Below are 17,709 nucleotides of genomic sequence, written 5' to 3' on the forward strand. Positions count from 1 at the left end.
CGTTATCAAAGTTTGGTCAGGGACAGGCCGGCCCACGTTGCGAGCAGCCCGCCGAATACGCTGAGTGCGGCGTAGCCCAGGGCCAGCAACACTTGCCCGCTTTCCAGCAGGCGCACCGTATCCAGTGAAAAGGATGAAAAAGTCGTCAGCCCCCCGAGGAAGCCGACCATCAACCCGGCGCGCACCTCGATCGGCACCTCCGGGCGTATCAGAAACAGGCCGTACAACACGCCAATCAGCAGGCAGCCCACGATATTAACGGCCAGCGTCGCGGTATAGAAGTGCCGCGGCCAATTGGCGCTGACCCAATTACCGGTGGCGAAGCGCAACAGGGTGCCGGCAACACCGCCGACCGACACTGCAAGGATCAATGGAACCACTATTTTCTCCGCTGCCGAGGGCTCAGACGATCGAGTTGAGCGAGATGATTGAGCTTTTCGCCGATCTTCAACTCCAGGCCACGGGGCACTGGCTGATAGAACGGAATCGGCTCGAGTTCTTCCGGAAAATAGTCTTCACCGGCGGCATAGGCGTCCGGCTCGTCGTGGGCGTAGCGGTATTCGTCGCCATAACCCAATTGCTTCATCAGCTTGGTCGGTGCATTGCGCAAATGCAGCGGCACTTCCAGCGAGCCGTTTTCGGCAGCCGCGCGCAGTGCAGTTTTGAAGCCCATGTACACCGCGTTGCTTTTCGGTGCACAGGCCAGATAAGTGATGGCCTGGGCGACCGCCAATTCGCCCTCGGGGCTGCCGAGACGCTCCTGCACTTCCCACGCTGCCAGACACAGGCTCAGCGCACGCGGGTCGGCGTTGCCGATGTCTTCGCTGGCCATGCGCACCACGCGCCGGGCCAGATAAAGCGGATCGCAGCCGCCGTCTATCATCCGCGCAAACCAGTAAAGCGCCCCGTCGGGATTGGAACCGCGCACGGATTTGTGCAGCGCCGAGATCTGGTCGTAGAACGCTTCACCGCCCTTGTCGAACCGCCGGCGCGTATCGCCGAGCAGACTTTGCAGCAGCTCGATGCCGATTTCGCTGTTGTCTTCGGCCAGATCAGAGGCGTTTTCCAACAGATTGAGCAGACGCCGGCCGTCGCCATCGGCGGCCGACAGCAGCATCTGGAAGCCTTCATCGCTCAGGGTCAGGTTGCGCTTGCCCAACCCGCGCTCTTCGGTGAGTGCGCGGTGCACCAGTTTGCGCAGCGCCGCTTCGTCGAGGCTTTTCAGCACGTAGACGCGGGCACGCGACAACAGGGCGTTGTTCAGTTCGAACGAAGGGTTTTCGGTGGTGGCGCCGATGAAGATCAGCGTGCCATCTTCAACGTACGGCAGAAACGCGTCCTGCTGCGACTTGTTGAAGCGGTGCACTTCATCGACAAACAGGATCGTGCGCTTGCCGTACTGACCGGCCTGCTGCTTGGCGATTTCAACGGCCTGGCGGATTTCCTTGACCCCGGCGAGCACCGCCGAAACCGTTTCGAAGTGCGCATCCGAGACTTCTGCGAGCAGGCGCGCCAGGGTGGTCTTGCCCACGCCCGGCGGCCCCCAGAAGATCATCGAATGCAGCGCGCCCTGCTCCAGCGCCTCACGCAGAGGCTTGCCGCGAGCGAGCACGTGTTCCTGACCGACGTACTCATCCAGATTGGCTGCACGCAGACGCGCGGCCAAGGGTTGAGCAATCGGTGCACTGCGAAACAGATCCATCACGTAGCGTTGAAACCTCTGATTTTCTGAAATCTGCTGAAGAACCTGTGGTGAGGGGATTTATCCCCATTGGGCTGCGAAGCGGCCCCAAAAGCGACGACTGCTGCGCAGCCGGACGGGGATAAATCCCATCGCCACAATAGCTCCTCAATAGCAGGCCCTCACCACAAAGGCCCTGGCACAAAGGGCCGGTGTTTATTCCTGGATAACGTCGGCACCCTTGGGAATGTCGAATTTGAATTTGGACGCTGGCACCGCTTCGTTGGCCTTGACCCCGGTAAACAGGATATTGGTGCGCTGGCCGACGCTGTCAATCAGTTGCATGTCATTGAGCAGGCCGTTGCGGAACGACAGGCGCAGGTTGTCGAACAGGGTGTCCTTGGTTTTCGGCTTGAGAGTGAAGTCGATCACGCCGCCCGCCTCTTTCGCGCTGATATCGAAGCTCTGGCTGATCTTCGAGACATCGCCGGACAGCAGCAGCGCCGGCGTCTGGGTCAGGCGCTCGTCGAGCTTCTTGATGGTTGCCTGCTCCAGATCCGGGTCCCACAGGGTGACTTTCTTGCCATCGGAGACCATTGTCTGCTCGGCCGGCGCGTTGGTGTGCCAGTAGAACAGGCCCGGACGCTGCAGGGTCATGTTGCCGGTGGTTTCCTGTAACTGGGTGCCGGTGCCGTCGAGGGTCAACTGCGAAAAGTTCGCCGACAGGGTTTTCGATGTTTCGAGCAATTGGGTCAGACGCGCCACGTCCTTTTCATCGGCGTGAGCCGTGAGTGTGGTCAGCGCCAGTACTGGCAACAGCATGCGGATAAGGCGCATGAGAGTCCTCTTGAATAATCGTGGGAGAGCGGGTGGCGCGTCATTGCGCCACCCGCGTCGTTGCGTTTCAGTCGCGTACCGGGCCCGGGGCCAGGACTTCACGCGAACCGTTGGTGTTCATTGAGGTAACGACGCCGGCCATCTCCATCGCCTCGATCATCCGCGCGGCACGGTTGTAGCCGATCTTCAGCTTGCGCTGCACAGCGGAAATCGACGCGCGACGGCTTTCGAGGACGAACTGCACCGCTTCGTCATACAGCGCGTCGGCTTCCGGATCATCCCCGTCGCCACCGCCACTGCTGCCTTCAAAGCCGCTGCCTGCCTCTTCGACACCGTTGAGGATATCGTCGTTGTATTCCGGCGCGCCGCGCAGCTTCCACGCTTCGACCACGCGGTGAACCTCATCGTCGGAGACGAATGCGCCGTGGACGCGGATCGGCAGACTGGTGCCCGGCGGCATGTAGAGCATGTCACCGTGACCGAGCAGTTGCTCGGCGCCACCCTGGTCGATGATGGTCCGCGAGTCGATCTTGCTCGATACCTGAAACGCCATACGGGTCGGGATGTTGGCCTTGATCAGACCGGTGATCACGTCCACCGACGGGCGCTGGGTCGCAAGAATCAAGTGAATCCCCGCCGCACGCGCTTTTTGCGCAATACGGGCAATCAGTTCTTCAACCTTCTTGCCGACGATCATCATCATGTCGGCGAATTCGTCCACCACTACAACGATGGTCGGCAGTTTCTGCAGCAGCGGCGCTTCGTCATGAATGCTTTCGCGCTTGTACAGCGGATCGCTCAACGGCTCGCCGGCATCCTGGGCTTCCTTGACCTTGGCGTTGAAGCCGGACAGGTTACGCACGCCCATTTTCGCCATCAGCTTGTAGCGACGCTCCATCTCGGCAACGCTCCAGCGCAAGGCGTTGGCGGCGTCCTTCATGTCGGTCACAACCGGGCAGAGCAGGTGCGGAATGCCTTCGTAGATCGACAGCTCAAGCATTTTCGGGTCGATCATGATCAGCTTGGCGTCGTCCGGGCCGGACTTGAACAGGATCGACAGGATCATCGCGTTCACGCCCACGGACTTACCGGAACCGGTGGTACCGGCCACCAGCAAGTGCGGCATCTTCGCCAGGTCGGTGATGACCGGCTTGCCGCCGATGTCATGACCGAGCGCCAGGGTGACCGGGGATTTGAAGTTGTCGTACTCGGGGGTCGACAGCACCTCGGAGAAACGCACGATCTGGCGGTCTTCGTTGGGAATCTCGATACCGACGGTGGTCTTGCCCGGAATCACCTCGACGACCCGCACACTGGTCACCGCCAGCGAACGCGCGAGGTCTTTGGCCAGGTTGGCGATACGGCTGACTTTTACCCCGGCGGCAGGCTGGATCTCGTAACGGGTAATCACCGGGCCCGGGTGGATCGAGTCAACGGTGACTTCGACGCCGAACTCCTTGAGCTTGATTTCCAGCAAGTGGCCGACCGCTGCCAAGGACTCAGGCGAATAGTTGAGCTGTTTCTTTTCCGCAGGATCCAGGATGGAGATCGGCGGCAAGGTGCCTTCGACCGCGCTGTCGACGAACAACGGCGCCTGCTTCTCTTTCTGTACGCGCTTGCTCGGCTCTGGGACCTTGGCCGGTGCCGGCGCGATCACCGGTGGCACCTGCTTCTCGCGGTCGGACATGTGCTTGCTCAGCGCTTGCTCACGCTCGATCAGGCGTTCCTTGACCTTGGCCTGTTCACGCTTGTCGGTGACAGTCGGTGCGACCACATCGTGGACGCGGTCATCAACCTCACGCAGTTGCGCGACCAGTTGCTTGCGCTCGGTGCGCGCCGACCACCAGCGGTTGAGCGCGCCCTGGAACAGCTCGAACAGATCGAGGGTGATCTTGCCGGTGACGTCCATCACCTTGAACCACGACAGGTCGGTGAATACGGTCAGGCCGAACAGGAACAGCGCGATGAACAGCAACGTGCTGCCCTGGATGTTGAGTGCATTCTTCGCCAGATCGCCAAGGCTTTCGCCCAGGGCGCCGCCAGCGCCGGCCGGCAGACCGGTCGCGGCATGGAAATGAATGTGCGCCAGCGCAGCACCGGACAGTACGAGGAACACCAGACCGATCAGGCGCCAGGAAAACAGCCAGCCGCTCCACTGCCATGGCTCGTGACGTTGACGGAAGATCTGGTACGCCTTGACCGCCAGCAGCAACGGAAAGATATAGGCGAAGTAACCGAGCACCATGAACAGGATATCGGCGCTGTACGAGCCGGCCGGGCCGCCGAAGTTCTGCACATCGTCGATCTTGCTGTTATGGCTCCAGCCCGGGTCGTCCTTGCCGTAAGTCAGCAAAGCCATCATCAGGAACAGGCACAAGGCGCCGATGGCGATCAATGCACCTTCCTTGAGCCGGTAGTGCAGTTGCTGGCGCCAGAGCGGAACGACTGTTTTGGGTGCTTCGGTGGTCTTCTTCAAAACGCTTCTTTTCCTGCGCCCGAGGCGCGTCCATCTATTGAATGACGATAAAAAACTGCCCAATCCAGGCAGGTAAAAAAGGTGAAAAGCTCAACTGGGACTACTTTTAACACTGTGCCACTGGTTTTATAAACACAGCCATAAACACTGTGCGCAGCGAAAAGACCGTCACAACCCGGCATTGTACGGGTTTGTGCGCCCAACGCCATGTTTCAGACCCCGGCCTTGAGCATAGCCAATCGCACACGCAATGCCTTGCAATTGGAGCATGCATTGCCTTTTGTGACAAAGGCTTATGAGCTGTATTTGATGAACGTAGCGAACCTGGCCGGATCGGGCTCACGGGAATGCTCAACAGCATCGACACAGCGACGCTTACGACCACGGGCGACACATCAAGTTGCAGCTCGATGCTCGCTGCACCAGACAACTGTGCAGGACAGCGGCGCCGTTTCGCGGCAAACTCTTTCGCGGGGCCTGCACGCCCCCTGACCGCCCTCCCCTTCTGCAAGCCTGGATGCCATGCTGACTTGGTTACAACGTAATTCCCTGACCTTTCCGCCACTGGAAAAAGCCATGCGCGAGCCGAACGGATTGCTCGCCGCCGGCGGCGATCTGTGCGCCGACCGCCTGATCCAGGCCTATCGCCATGGCTGCTTTCCCTGGTTCTCCGAAGGCCAACCCATTCTCTGGTGGTCGCCAGACCCTCGCACCGTGCTGTTTCCCGACGAACTGCACGTCTCGCGCAGTCTCGGCAAGCTGCTGCGCAAGCAACGCTACCAAGTGACCTTCGATCAGGATTTCGACGCCATCATCCGCGCCTGCGCTGCCCCGCGTGACTACGCCGACGGCACCTGGATCACCGAGGCCATGCAGGATGCTTACGTAGAACTGCATCGGCGCGGTTTCGCTCATTCGGTTGAGGTCTGGGACGAGGGACAGCTGGTCGGCGGCCTGTACGGCCTGGCGATGGGCCAACTGTTTTTTGGCGAGTCGATGTTCAGCCGCGCTGACAATGCATCCAAATATGGCTTTGCCACGCTGGTGAAGCATTTGAAAGCCGCCGGGTTTGTGCTCATCGATTGCCAGATGCCGACCGATCACTTGCACAGCCTCGGTGCACGGTCCATTCCGCGCGGCGAATTCGCCGACTATCTGCGGCGCCATCTAGATCAACCGAATTCAGCGACCTGGGTTTGCTGAGCGACTTTTGCGCAGGTGGCTTACACTTAATCCACCAGCTTATCCCGAGGGTTGATTCATGACCGAGTTGGCGCGTTTGAAGTTTTATGCCACTCAGCCCCACTCTTGCAGTTATCTGCCCGAGGAGCAGGCCACGACGCTGTTTCTCGACCCGAGTCAGCCCATGGATGTGCACGTCTACGCAGACCTGTCGGAAATGGGCTTTCGTCGCAGCGGCGATCATCTGTACCGGCCGCATTGCCAGAATTGCAATGCGTGCGTGCCTGCGCGCATCCCCTCCGCCCAGTTCATCGCCAATCGCCAGCAGAAGCGTATCTACAAACGCAACGCGGACTTGCAGGTGCAGCCGGTCAAACCGCACTTCAGCGAAGAATATTTCGACCTGTACCAGCGCTACATCGAACAGCGCCATGCCGACGGCGACATGTACCCGCCGAGCCGCGATCAGTTCTCGACGTTCCTGGTGCGTGACCTGCCCTTCTCGCGCTTCTACGAATTTCGACTCGACGGACGGTTGCTCGCAGTAGCAGTCACCGATCTGCTGCCTAACGGTTTGTCGGCGGTGTACACCTTCTACGAACCGAACGAAGAACGCCGCAGCCTGGGCCGTTACGCAATCCTCTGGCAAATCGCCGAGAGCCAGCGTCTGGGCCTTGAGGCCGTGTACCTCGGTTACTGGATCAAGAACTGCAAAAAGATGAATTACAAGACGCAATATCGGCCCATCGAATTGCTGATCAATCAGCGCTGGGTCATCCTGAACTGAACCTGCGGCCTAAACCCCTTGGCGTAAACACCATTTTTCGGGCACAATGCACGCCGCTTTTGCCTGGCGCAGTTGCACCGGGCCATTCATTGGATACCGAGGGCTTTACTGCATGTCGAAAGAAGACAGCTTCGAAATGGAAGGCACTGTCGTCGACACCCTGCCCAACACCATGTTTCGTGTGGAGTTGGAAAATGGGCACGTCGTAACCGCGCATATTTCCGGCAAGATGCGCAAGAACTACATTCGTATTCTTACCGGTGACAAAGTGCGCGTCGAGCTGACGCCCTATGACTTGAGCAAAGGGCGGATCACTTACCGCGCTCGTTAATCAAGTCAATACAGAACGCCCGGGTAATGCCGGGCGTTTTTGTGTCTGGGGTTTGGCTTTTTTTCAGATCCATATGCTGCGGCTGCGTGGAAGTTGCCTGAAGATCAAAAGCAAAATCAAAGCCCCTCACCCTAGCCCTCTCCCGGAGGGAGAGGGGACTGATCGCGGTGGATGCGATAGTTACGCCGAAGTGAAATACCGAGTCGAACGGACATTTTGAAAAGCACAAAGATCGGCTCCCTCTCCAGGGGGAGAGGGCTGGGGTGAGGGGCGAAACCACCGCAATTCCAAAGCCAACCACCCGCTTCTAACCACTCAACAATGAGCGTTAGCTCGAGTGCTCTTGATCTTGAGCCACCGGCGACGTCGGGAGGCTGAGTGAAGGGATTGATCCCGCAGCGAAGGAACCCGAGCCTGCGAGGGCCGAACGTAGGAGCAAGCGTTTTGGGTTACCTTTTTGCTGGGCCGGCACTCCGGCGTAAAGGTGACTCGCCGTAAGGGCGAAACCGTAATAAGCCATCACCGCAGCAACGGATATACACCCAAAACCGTCAAACAACGAGCAACAAAAAGGCGCCCGAAGGCGCCTTTCCAATCCACATCGAGCCGTCAGGCCATTTCTGCCGTAGTTTCGAAGTCAAACGTCAACTCACCATCCTTGATGTCGATGTGCACCACACCGCCATGCTCGGCCAGTTCGCCAAACAGAATCTCCTCCGCCAGCGGACGCTTGATCTTGTCCTGGATCAGACGCGCCATCGGACGTGCGCCCATCGCCGAGTCGTAACCACCCGCTGCCAGCCAGCTGCGCGCCGCATCGGTAACCTCAAGCAACACACGCTTGTCTTCCAGCTGCGCCTGAAGCTCGGTGAGGAACTTGTCCACCACGCTCTTGATGACCTCATGACTGAGGCGACCAAACTGGATAATGGTGTCCAGACGGTTACGGAATTCCGGTGTGAAGCTCTTCTTGATCACTTCCATCGCATCGGACGAGTGGTCCTGATGGGTGAAACCGATCGAAGCCCGCGCGGCCGTTTCGGCACCAGCGTTGGTGGTCATGATCACGATCACGTTGCGGAAGTCCGCCTTGCGCCCGTTGTTATCGGTCAGCGTACCGTGGTCCATGACCTGCAACAGCAGGTTGAAGACTTCCGGATGCGCCTTCTCGATTTCATCGAGGAGCAATACGCAATGTGGCTGCTTGGTGATCGCTTCGGTCAACAGACCGCCCTGATCGAAACCGACATAGCCAGGAGGCGCACCGATCAGACGCGATACGGTGTGACGCTCCATGTACTCGGACATGTCGAAACGCACCAGCTCAATGCCCAGGGCCTTGGCCAGTTGTCGCGCGGCCTCGGTTTTACCGACACCGGTAGGCCCGGCAAACAGGAACGAACCGACCGGCTTGTCCGGCGATTTGAGGCCGGCGCGGGACAGTTTGATCGCAGTCGACAGCGAATCGATCGCCGCGTCCTGACCAAACACCGTCAGCTTCAGGTCACGCTCCAGGTTACGCAGCAGCTCCTTGTCGGAACTGGTGACGTGCTTCGGCGGAATCCGCGCGATTTTCGCGACGATGTCCTCGACCTGCGGCACTTCGATACGCTTGACGCGCATCTCCACTGGTTGCAGACGCTGGTAGGCGCCCGCCTCATCGATCACGTCAATGGCCTTGTCCGGCATGTGCCGGTCATTGATGTAGCGCGACGCCAGCTCGGCAGCGGCACGCAACGACTCATCACTGTATTCGATATTGTGATGCTGCTCGAAACGCCCTTTCAGACCACGCAGGATACCGATGGTGTCTTCCACCGATGGCTCGACGACATCGACCTTCTGGAAGCGACGCGCCAAGGCACGGTCCTTCTCGAAGATGCCGCGAAATTCCTGGAACGTGGTCGAACCGATGCAGCGAATGTCGCCAGACGACAGCAGCGGCTTGAGCAGATTGGACGCATCCATCACGCCACCGGACGCAGCACCCGCACCGATGATGGTGTGGATCTCGTCGATGAACAGGATCGCCTGCGGACGCTTTTTCAGCTCATTGAGCAGCGCCTTGAAGCGCTTCTCGAAATCACCGCGATACTTGGTGCCCGCGAGCAGAGCGCCAAGATCGAGCGAATAAACAACCGCATTGGCCAGCAGATCCGGCACCTGATTGTCGACGATGCGCTTGGCCAGGCCTTCGGCAATCGCGGTCTTACCCACGCCTGCTTCGCCGACCAGCAGCGGATTGTTCTTGCGCCGGCGCGCAAGAATCTGCGCGACACGCTCGACTTCCGACTCACGACCAACCAATGGATCAATGCGACCCTGGCGCGCGAGTTCGTTGAGGTTGCTGGCATAAGCATCCAGAGGATTGCCTGAAGAAGAAGACTCACCGCCCTCGTCGTCCTGCATATCTTGTTCACCTTCAGAGTGATCGCCGTGCCCCGGTACTTTCGAAATGCCGTGGGCGATGTAGTTGACGACATCGATGCGGGCCACGCTCTGCTGTTTCAGCAGGAACACGGCCTGACTCTCTTGCTCACTGAAGATGGCGACCAGCACGTTGGCGCCGGTCACTTCGCGTTTGCCCGAGCTCTGTACGTGAAAAACAGCACGCTGCAGGACACGCTGGAAGCCCAGGGTTGGCTGGGTCTCGCGATCCTCGTCATGCACGGGGATCAATGGCGTGGTGGAGTCGATGAACTCCTGCAGATCATGCTTGAGTTTGTCGAGGTTTGCGCCGCAGGCACGCAAAACGGTGGCGGCAGCCTCATTATCCAATAGGGCCAGCAGGAGATGTTCGACGGTCATGAATTCATGACGCTTCGAACGAGCCTCCTTGAAGGCAAGATTGAGGGTGACTTCGAGCTCGCGGTTTAACATAGCTTCACCTCATACCCAAGTGGTCGGCGATTAACCGTCCTTCTCGATTTCACAGAGTAGCGGATGCTGGCTTTCCCTGGCGTACTGGTTGACCTGCATGGCCTTTGTCTCGGCGATGTCGCGGGTAAACACTCCACATACTGCCCGTCCTTCTGTATGGACGGCCAGCATGACCTTGGTCGCCAGCTCGCGATTCAGGTTAAAAAACACCTCGAGCACTTCGACGACGAAATCCATCGGTGTGTAGTCATCGTTGAACAAAACCACCTTGTACATCGGCGGCGCCTGTAACGCGGGCTTTGCTTCCTGAACAGCAACGCCTGCCGAATCGTCGTCGTGCTCCTGTGGAAGATCCTTTTGGAGAAGCGGGCGATCCTGATTGAATGTTAGTCGAATCTGGCTGATTGCATGCATGGAAAAAAAGGTTCGTCAGTTGTGCGAATACAGTGGTGGGGGCGGTTGCACACGTTTTCAACTACGACTGCCCGGTCACCTTGACTATCGGGAAAACGGTGTTACAACCAATAGAGCCCACAGTGGGTAAAAAAGATCCGCGGAGTCAATTCTTTTATCGAATTCGATTGCGGATGTCGTGGATGATACTCCAGCGATGGAGTCTGTTGCAGAGGGATTTGAGCATGGCTGTCGGCAAGGTGAAATGGTTTAACAATGCCAAGGGTTTTGGATTCATTATCGAGAACGGCCAGACAGAAGACCTGTTTGCCCACTACTCGGCCATCCAGATGGATGGCTATAAAACTCTAAAGGCCGGCCAGGAGGTGTACTTCGAATTCCTTCAAGGCCCAAAAGGCCTGCACGCAATCGCGATCCGGGACAAAAAAACAGTGGATGAAGCTGGGGGTGCGGCAGAAGCCGCTGCCGCCGCGACGGGCGCCATCAGTAACGCTGTTGTCGTGAGCTGAGCAAACTCACCCAAGACACCCATCCAAAAAAAAAAACCGCCTGACTCAACCCATCGAGTCAGGCGGTTTTTGTGTGCCTGCAATTTTTACATATGCGAAATCAACGCATCCCCGAACCCGGAAGACGACACCAGCTTGGCCCCATCCATCAAACGCTCGAAATCATAAGTAACAGTCTTCGCGCTGATCGCACCGTTGGTGCCCTTGATGATCAGGTCCGCCGCTTCGGTCCAGCCCATATGACGCAACATCATCTCGGCCGAGAGAATCAGCGAGCCCGGGTTGACCTGGTCCTTGCCGGCATATTTCGGCGCGGTACCGTGGGTCGCTTCGAACATCGCCACGGTGTCGGACAGGTTGGCACCCGGCGCAATACCGATACCACCCACTTCCGCCGCCAGGGCGTCGGACAGGTAGTCACCGTTGAGGTTAAGCGTAGCGATCACATCGTATTCGGCCGGGCGCAGCAGGATCTGCTGGAGCATGGCGTCGGCGATGGCGTCCTTGACCACAACATTCTTGCCGGTTTTCGGATTCTTGAACTGCATCCACGGACCGCCGTCGAGCAGGGTCGCACCGAACTCTTCGGCCGCCACTTCGTAGGCCCATTCCTTGAAGGCACCTTCGGTGAACTTCATGATGTTGCCTTTGTGCACGATGGTCAGCGAGTCGCGGTCATTATCGACCACATATTGCAGGGCCTTGCGCGCCAGACGCTTGGTGCCTTCGCGGGAGACCGGCTTGACGCCGATGCCGCAGTTTTCGTCGAAACGGATCTTGGTGACGCCCATTTCTTCTTTAAGGAATTTGATGACCTTGGTGGCTTCCGGCGAACCGGCCTTCCATTCGATACCGGCGTAGATGTCTTCGGAGTTCTCGCGGAAGATGGTCATGTCGACATCGCCAGGCTTTTTCACCGGGCTCGGCACGCCTTCGAACCAGCGCACCGGGCGCAGGCAGACGTACAGGTCGAGTTGCTGACGCAGCGCCACGTTCAGCGAGCGGATACCGCCACCGACCGGAGTGGTCAGCGGGCCTTTGATGGAGACCACGTAATCCTTGACCGCGTCGAGGGTTTCCTGCGGCAGCCAGGTGTCCTGATCATAAACCTGAGTGGCCTTTTCGCCGGCGTAGACTTCCATCCAGGAAATCTTGCGCTTGCCGCCGTAGGCCTTTTCAACAGCAGCATCGACAACCTTGATCATCACCGGACTGATGTCGACACCAATACCGTCACCTTCGATGAAGGGGATGATCGGGTTATCAGGAACATTGAGAGAATGGTCTGCATTGACAGTGATTTTGTCACCGACGGCTGGAACCTGAATCTTCTTGTAACCCATGCTGAACTCCATTGTTTGGATTGAACACCTGGCTTGCTTCGAGCGTAACCCAGTTGAATCAACACGCAAACCCTATGTTCCTGCGCCGCGCACATCTCGTTTCGTACAAGCCTGAAAGCAAAGGGAAAAGCGCCAAACTCCAGCATTCGTAACGAGTCTTTGCCCGGTCGCGCCCTGCGACCTTTAGACCAATGGACGAGAATCGTTGCATATGAACCATCGGCAGATTGCCAGCTACCTATGTATAATGCCGCCCGCTGACCACAGGGTCACGACGGCTGGCCTCTCTAGCACGAGACTTTCCGCCTGATTGGTCGGGTTGTTACCGCAGCCTGACTGCTTGACGCTCTACTGATGCACCCAACATCACCGCGAAGAATCTCGACATTCGGTTCATGGATGACTTTGAACGAACGCGCTTACCCGGCGCCCCTCGAGTTTCTGCGCACGCTTTAGCAAAGAAGAGAGAGTTAATCCGAATATGCCCACCCGCTCGAAGATCATCTATACCTTCACCGACGAAGCTCCTGCCCTCGCCACCTATTCCCTGCTGCCGATCATCGAGGCTTACACCGCCTCGGCCGATATCGCCGTGGAAACCCGCGATATCTCTCTTGCAGCACGCATCCTGGCAAGCTTCCCCGAGCAACTGGGCGACAAAGCCGTAGCCGACCACCTCGCCGAACTGGGCGACCTGGCCGTTACGCCTGAAGCCAACATCATCAAGCTGCCGAACATCAGTGCTTCGGTGCCACAGCTGCAAGCCGCGATCAAAGAGCTGCAGGCGCAGGGCTACAACCTGCCGGACTACCCGGAAACCGTGACCAGCGACGCCGACAAAGACGCCAAGGCGCGTTACGACAAGGTCAAGGGCAGCGCCGTGAACCCGGTTCTGCGTGAAGGCAACTCCGACCGCCGCGCTCCGCTGTCGGTGAAGAACTACGCGCGCAAGCATCCGCACAAAATGGGCGCCTGGGCCAAGGACTCCAAGTCCCACGTCGCACACATGAGCACCGGCGATTTCTACGGCAGCGAAAAAGCTGTCCTGATCGACGCCGCTGACGCTGTGAAGATCGAACTGATCGCCAAGGACGGTGCTGCCACCGTTCTGAAAGAAAAAACCACCGTTCAGGCTGGCGAGATCCTCGACTGCGCCGTGATGAGCAAAAACGCCCTGCGTGCGTTCATCGCTGCCGAGATCGAAAGCGCCAAGGCCCAGGGCGTGCTGCTCTCGGTTCACTTGAAAGCGACCATGATGAAGGTCTCCGACCCGATCATGTTCGGCCAGATCGTTGCCGAGTTCTATAAAGACGCACTGACCAAGCACGCTGACGTGCTGAACCAGATCGGCTTCAACCTGAACAACGGCATCGGCGATCTGTACGCACGCATCAAGGCCCTGCCGGCCGAGCAGCAAGCGCAGATCGAAGCCGATATCGCAGCGGTCTACGCCGTTCGTCCGTCGCTGGCGATGGTCAACTCCGACAAAGGCATCACCAACCTGCACGTACCGAGCGACGTCATCGTTGACGCCTCGATGCCAGCGATGATCCGTGACTCCGGCAAGATGTGGGGCACCGACGGTCAGCTGCACGACACCAAGGCTGTAATCCCGGATCGTTGCTACGCGACCATCTACCAGGCGGTGATCGAAGATTGCAAAGCCAATGGCGCTTTCGATCCGACCACCATGGGCAGCGTGCCGAACGTCGGCCTGATGGCGAAAAAAGCCGAAGAGTACGGCTCCCACGACAAGACCTTCCAGATCAAGGCTGACGGCGTTGTTCGCGTCACCGACAGCAAAGGCAAGCTGCTGATGGAACAGGCTGTCGAAGCCGGCGACATCTTCCGCATGTGCCAGACCAAAGACGCGCCGATCCAGGACTGGGTCAAACTGGCCGTCAACCGTGCTCGCGCGAGCAGCACGCCGGCGATCTTCTGGCTCGACCCGATGCGCGCTCACGATGGCGTGGTGATCGAGAAGGTTCAGGCCTACCTGAAGGATCACGACACCAGCGGTCTGGACATCCAGATCATGGCGCCGGTCGACGCGATGAAGTACACCCTGCAGCGCACCCGCGAAGGCAAGGACACCATTTCGGTGACCGGCAACGTACTGCGCGACTACCTGACCGACCTGTTCCCGATCATGGAACTGGGCACCAGCGCCAAGATGCTGTCGATCGTACCGCTGATGAATGGCGGTGGTCTGTTCGAAACCGGCGCCGGCGGTTCGGCGCCGAAGCACGTGCAGCAACTGGTTGAAGAAAACTTCCTGCGCTGGGATTCGCTGGGTGAGTTCCTTGCCCTCGCCGCTTCCCTTGAGCACCTGGGTGTGAACTACAACAACCCGAAAGCACTGGTGCTGTCGAAAACCCTGGACCAGGCCACCGGCCAGTTCCTCGACAACAACAAGTCGCCATCGCGCAAGGTCGGCAACATCGACAACCGCGGCAGCCACTTCTACCTGGCGATGTACTGGGCTCAGGCCCTGGCCGCCCAGACCGAAGACGCTGCACTGCAAGCGCAGTTCGCGACTCTGGCCAAAACCCTGACCGAGAACGAGGCAACCATCGTTGCCGAGCTCAACGCCGTGCAGGGCAAGCCAGTCGACATCGGCGGTTACTACCACGCCGACGCCGAGCTGATCAGCAAGGCCATGCGCCCAAGCGCAACCTTCAACGCGGCGATTGCTGCGCTGGTTTAAGGTTGTAATGGGAACATCACAAACCCCGGCCTTGTGCCGGGGTTTGTGTTTCCGGGTTTTATGATCACCACAAAACTTTGTGGGAGCTGGCTTGCCAGCGATGGCGGTTTATCATCCAGCATGGATGGTGACTGGACCACCGCTATCGCTGCGATGCGGCGTTCCGACAAGCCAGCTCCCACAGGGATTGGGGTTTAACCAATAGATTGAGGAAGGTTTTATGGAATGGCTCCCCCACATCACCGTCGCCACCATCGTCGAGGACAACGGCCGCTTCCTGATGGTCGAAGAGCACAAGGGCGGGCGCAATGTGCTCAACCAGCCCGCCGGTCATCTCGACCCGGATGAAACCCTGATCGACGCGGCGATTCGCGAAACCCTCGAAGAAACCGGCTGGGACGTCGAACCCACCGGCGTGATCGGCATTTATCTGTATACCGCACCGAGCAACGGCGTGACTTACCAGCGCATATGCTTCAGCGCCAAAGCCGTGCAGCATCACCCGGATTACCAACTCGACGACGGCATTGTCGGCGCCAAGTGGCTGACCCGCGACGAATTAATCGCCCAGCGCGACAACTGGCGCAGTGAACTGATCATCCGTTGCATCGACGATTATCTGGCCGGTCATCACTTCAGCCTCGAACTGATCCGCCCTTCTCTTTAGCCTTGCGGCCGTGAGCCTGATAGAATCGCGCCCTTTTCCAAGACACTCATTGAATCCCTATGCGTGATCCAGCCCCTTCTGACACATCCAAGAAGCGCGTCATTGTCGGCATGTCCGGCGGCGTGGACTCTTCCGTTTCTGCCCTTCTGCTGATCGAGCAGGGTTATGAAGTGGAAGGCCTGTTCATGAAGAACTGGGAAGAAGACGACGGAACGGAATACTGCACCGCCATGGACGACCTGGCGGATGCTCAGGCTGTCTGCGACAAGATCGGCATCAAGCTGCACACCGCCAACTTTGCCGCCGAGTACTGGGACAACGTGTTCGAGCACTTCCTCGCCGAATACAAGGCGGGGCGCACGCCGAACCCGGACATCCTGTGCAACCGCGAGATCAAGTTCAAAGCGTTTCTCGACTACGCGATGATGCTCGGCGCCGACCTGATCGCCACTGGTCACTACGTGCGCCGCCGCGACATCGATGGCCGCACCGAACTGCTCAAGGGCCTCGATCCGAACAAGGATCAGAGCTATTTCCTGCACGCCGTTGGTGGCGAACAGATCGCCAAGACCCTGTTCCCGGTCGGCGAACTGGAAAAGCCTGAAGTCCGCGCGATTGCCGAGAAATACGAACTGGCCACCGCCAAGAAGAAGGATTCCACCGGGATCTGCTTCATCGGCGAGCGCCGTTTCAGCGATTTCCTCAAGCAGTACCTGCCGGCACAACCGGGTGAGATCAAGACCACCGAAGGCGAAGTCATCGGCCGTCACCACGGCTTGATGTACCACACCATCGGCCAGCGTCAGGGCCTCGGCATCGGCGGCTTGAAGGATGCTGGCGATGAGCCGTGGTACGTGCTGCGCAAGGATCTGCAGACCAACGAGCTGATCGTCGGCCAGGGCAACAACCATCCATGGCTGTTCTCCAGCGCCCTGCTTGCTTCGGAAATCTACTGGGTCAATCCGATCGATCTGAGCCAGCCGCTGCGCCTGACGGCGAAAGTGCGCTATCGCCAGAGCGATCAGGCCTGCACCCTGGAAAAAACCGCCAGCGGCTATCGCGCCGTGTTTGACGAACCGCAACGCGCGGTGACGCCGGGCCAGTCGGTCGTTTTCTATGACGGTGAAATCTGCCTCGGCGGCGGCGTGATCGAAGTGGCCGAGCCGTGGAGCGGCCAGGCATGAGCCCGACTCAGGAACAACTGACAGCGCTGGGCGGTGTGTTTCTCGCCGCCGTGCTGGTCGATCGCATCGCCAAGACTGGCCAGACCAACGAGGCCGGCCTGAGTTGCATGCTCGGCAGCCTGCTGGTCCGCGACCCAAAAGATACGCTGGATGTATACGGCGGCGACGACATCAATCTGCGCGAGGGTTACCGCGCATTGATCGGCGCGCTGGAGCGCGATCCGAGCACCTTGCAGCGCGAGCCGTTGCGCTACGCGCTGTCGATGCTCGGTCTGGAGCGGCAACTGGCCAAGCGTGACGACATGCTCGAGACGATTGCCAAGCGCCTGCCGCAGATTCAGTCGCAGGTGGAGCATTTTGGCCCTGCGCACGAAAACGTCGTCGCCGCTTGCGGTGCGTTGTACCAGGACACGTTAAGCACCCTGCGCCAGCGCATTCAGGTGCACGGCGACATGCGCAACCTGCAGCAGCCGAGCAATGCCTCGAAAATCCGCGCCCTGCTCCTCGCGGGTATCCGCTCGGCGCGCCTGTGGCGTCAGCTCGGTGGTCATCGCTGGCAGTTGGTAATCAGCCGCCGCAAGCTGCTCAAAGAGCTTTATCCGTTGATGCGCAGCGAGTAAACGCCGCGTCACGAAGGCTTTGTAGTCTGTAACGCGTAATACGCCGGTCAGTTGGCGACGGACCGGCGGATTTTTTCATGTATGATACGCG

The 17,709-nt window shown here is 58.9% G+C and carries 15 protein-coding genes; 8 read left to right on the forward strand and 7 right to left on the reverse strand.

Annotated elements, in window-relative coordinates; genetic code table 11:
- Positions 1–5: 5 nt before the first annotated feature.
- The 4 genes from crcB to ftsK all read right to left on the reverse strand — a co-directional run bounded on the left by crcB (position 6) and on the right by ftsK (position 4,994).
- Positions 6–380: a fluoride efflux transporter CrcB gene (crcB, locus tag HU724_RS17950; protein WP_016775261.1), complete on the reverse strand. Its 375-nt coding sequence runs from the start codon at positions 378–380 to the stop codon at positions 6–8.
- Positions 380–1,702: a replication-associated recombination protein A gene (locus tag HU724_RS17955; RefSeq protein WP_051600478.1), complete on the reverse strand. Its 1,323-nt coding sequence runs from the start codon at positions 1,700–1,702 to the stop codon at positions 380–382. Before HU724_RS17955 ends, crcB begins: the two co-directional genes overlap by 1 nt.
- A gap of 195 nt (positions 1,703–1,897) precedes the next feature.
- Positions 1,898–2,518 (reverse strand): outer membrane lipoprotein periplasmic chaperone LolA, encoded by a 621-nt coding sequence (lolA, locus tag HU724_RS17960; protein WP_016775262.1) that lies wholly within the window; start codon positions 2,516–2,518, stop codon positions 1,898–1,900.
- A 67-nt stretch (positions 2,519–2,585) separates the two neighbouring features.
- Positions 2,586–4,994 carry a DNA translocase FtsK gene (gene ftsK, locus HU724_RS17965; protein WP_186566404.1) on the reverse strand — a complete coding sequence of 803 codons (2,409 nt, stop codon included), beginning with the start codon at positions 4,992–4,994 and terminating at the stop codon, positions 2,586–2,588.
- A 522-nt stretch (positions 4,995–5,516) separates the two neighbouring features.
- Here ftsK and aat point away from each other — a divergent pair.
- From aat to infA, 3 genes are all read left to right on the forward strand, one after another.
- Positions 5,517–6,197, forward strand: a complete 681-nt coding sequence (aat, locus tag HU724_RS17970; RefSeq protein ID WP_186566402.1) for a leucyl/phenylalanyl-tRNA--protein transferase — start codon at positions 5,517–5,519, stop codon at positions 6,195–6,197.
- Positions 6,198–6,255: 58 nt separating this feature from the next.
- Complete coding sequence (locus HU724_RS17975) at positions 6,256–6,963, forward strand: arginyltransferase (RefSeq protein ID WP_016775265.1); 708 nt, start codon at positions 6,256–6,258, stop codon at positions 6,961–6,963.
- Between the two features lie 112 nt (positions 6,964–7,075).
- The gene (gene infA, locus HU724_RS17980) at positions 7,076–7,294 is read left to right on the forward strand and encodes a translation initiation factor IF-1 (protein ID WP_002553999.1); all 219 of its coding nucleotides are present in this window, start codon (positions 7,076–7,078) and stop codon (positions 7,292–7,294) included.
- A gap of 609 nt (positions 7,295–7,903) precedes the next feature.
- Here the strand turns inward: infA and clpA are convergent.
- A complete protein-coding gene (gene clpA, locus HU724_RS17985; RefSeq protein ID WP_016775266.1) occupies positions 7,904–10,174 on the reverse strand; it encodes an ATP-dependent Clp protease ATP-binding subunit ClpA in 2,271 nt (756 codons plus the stop codon).
- 30 nt (positions 10,175–10,204) lie between these two features.
- On the reverse strand, positions 10,205–10,588 hold the full coding sequence (gene clpS / locus HU724_RS17990; RefSeq protein ID WP_011334948.1) for an ATP-dependent Clp protease adapter ClpS: 384 nt from the start codon (positions 10,586–10,588) through the stop codon (positions 10,205–10,207).
- Between the two features lie 224 nt (positions 10,589–10,812).
- Here clpS and cspD point away from each other — a divergent pair, with 224 nt between their 5' ends.
- Positions 10,813–11,097, forward strand: coding sequence for a cold shock domain-containing protein CspD (cspD, locus tag HU724_RS17995; protein ID WP_186566400.1), 285 nt, complete (start codon positions 10,813–10,815; stop codon positions 11,095–11,097).
- Positions 11,098–11,183: 86 nt separating this feature from the next.
- On the opposite strand, the gene icd is transcribed toward cspD, so the two are convergent.
- The gene (icd, locus tag HU724_RS18000) at positions 11,184–12,440 is read right to left on the reverse strand and encodes an NADP-dependent isocitrate dehydrogenase (protein WP_039763304.1); all 1,257 of its coding nucleotides are present in this window, start codon (positions 12,438–12,440) and stop codon (positions 11,184–11,186) included.
- A gap of 481 nt (positions 12,441–12,921) precedes the next feature.
- On the opposite strand from icd, the gene HU724_RS18005 reads away from it, so the two are divergent.
- From HU724_RS18005 to hflD, 4 genes are all read left to right on the forward strand, one after another.
- Positions 12,922–15,147 carry an NADP-dependent isocitrate dehydrogenase gene (locus HU724_RS18005; protein WP_071172899.1) on the forward strand — a complete coding sequence of 742 codons (2,226 nt, stop codon included), beginning with the start codon at positions 12,922–12,924 and terminating at the stop codon, positions 15,145–15,147.
- Positions 15,148–15,367: 220 nt separating this feature from the next.
- Positions 15,368–15,814, forward strand: a complete 447-nt coding sequence (locus HU724_RS18010; protein ID WP_016775271.1) for an NUDIX hydrolase — start codon at positions 15,368–15,370, stop codon at positions 15,812–15,814.
- 59 nt (positions 15,815–15,873) lie between these two features.
- The gene (gene mnmA, locus HU724_RS18015) at positions 15,874–16,998 is read left to right on the forward strand and encodes a tRNA 2-thiouridine(34) synthase MnmA (RefSeq protein ID WP_071172900.1); all 1,125 of its coding nucleotides are present in this window, start codon (positions 15,874–15,876) and stop codon (positions 16,996–16,998) included.
- Complete coding sequence (hflD, locus tag HU724_RS18020; RefSeq protein WP_039763308.1) at positions 16,995–17,618, forward strand: high frequency lysogenization protein HflD; 624 nt, start codon at positions 16,995–16,997, stop codon at positions 17,616–17,618. Before mnmA ends, hflD begins: the two co-directional genes overlap by 4 nt.
- Positions 17,619–17,709 lie beyond the last annotated feature (91 nt).

The sequence above is a fragment of the Pseudomonas iranensis genome (assembly GCF_014268585.2).
Lineage (GTDB): Bacteria > Pseudomonadota > Gammaproteobacteria > Pseudomonadales > Pseudomonadaceae > Aquipseudomonas > Aquipseudomonas iranensis.

Bases quoted from the DNA above. Each gene is read 5' to 3' on its own strand.
- HU724_RS17955 (WP_051600478.1), bottom strand. From the start codon at position 1,702: ATGGATCTGTTTCGCAGTGCACCGATTGCTCAACCCTTGGCCGCGCGT.
- icd (WP_039763304.1), bottom strand. From the start codon at position 12,440: ATGGGTTACAAGAAGATTCAGGTTCCAGCCGTCGGTGACAAAATCACT.
- infA (WP_002553999.1), top strand. From the start codon at position 7,076: ATGTCGAAAGAAGACAGCTTCGAAATGGAAGGCACTGTCGTCGACACC.
- HU724_RS18005 (WP_071172899.1), top strand. From the start codon at position 12,922: ATGCCCACCCGCTCGAAGATCATCTATACCTTCACCGACGAAGCTCCT.
- lolA (WP_016775262.1), bottom strand. From the start codon at position 2,518: ATGCGCCTTATCCGCATGCTGTTGCCAGTACTGGCGCTGACCACACTC.
- HU724_RS17975 (WP_016775265.1), top strand. From the start codon at position 6,256: ATGACCGAGTTGGCGCGTTTGAAGTTTTATGCCACTCAGCCCCACTCT.
- hflD (WP_039763308.1), top strand. From the start codon at position 16,995: ATGAGCCCGACTCAGGAACAACTGACAGCGCTGGGCGGTGTGTTTCTC.
- clpA (WP_016775266.1), bottom strand. From the start codon at position 10,174: ATGTTAAACCGCGAGCTCGAAGTCACCCTCAATCTTGCCTTCAAGGAG.
- cspD (WP_186566400.1), top strand. From the start codon at position 10,813: ATGGCTGTCGGCAAGGTGAAATGGTTTAACAATGCCAAGGGTTTTGGA.
- aat (WP_186566402.1), top strand. From the start codon at position 5,517: ATGCTGACTTGGTTACAACGTAATTCCCTGACCTTTCCGCCACTGGAA.
- mnmA (WP_071172900.1), top strand. From the start codon at position 15,874: ATGCGTGATCCAGCCCCTTCTGACACATCCAAGAAGCGCGTCATTGTC.
- HU724_RS18010 (WP_016775271.1), top strand. From the start codon at position 15,368: ATGGAATGGCTCCCCCACATCACCGTCGCCACCATCGTCGAGGACAAC.
- clpS (WP_011334948.1), bottom strand. From the start codon at position 10,588: ATGCATGCAATCAGCCAGATTCGACTAACATTCAATCAGGATCGCCCG.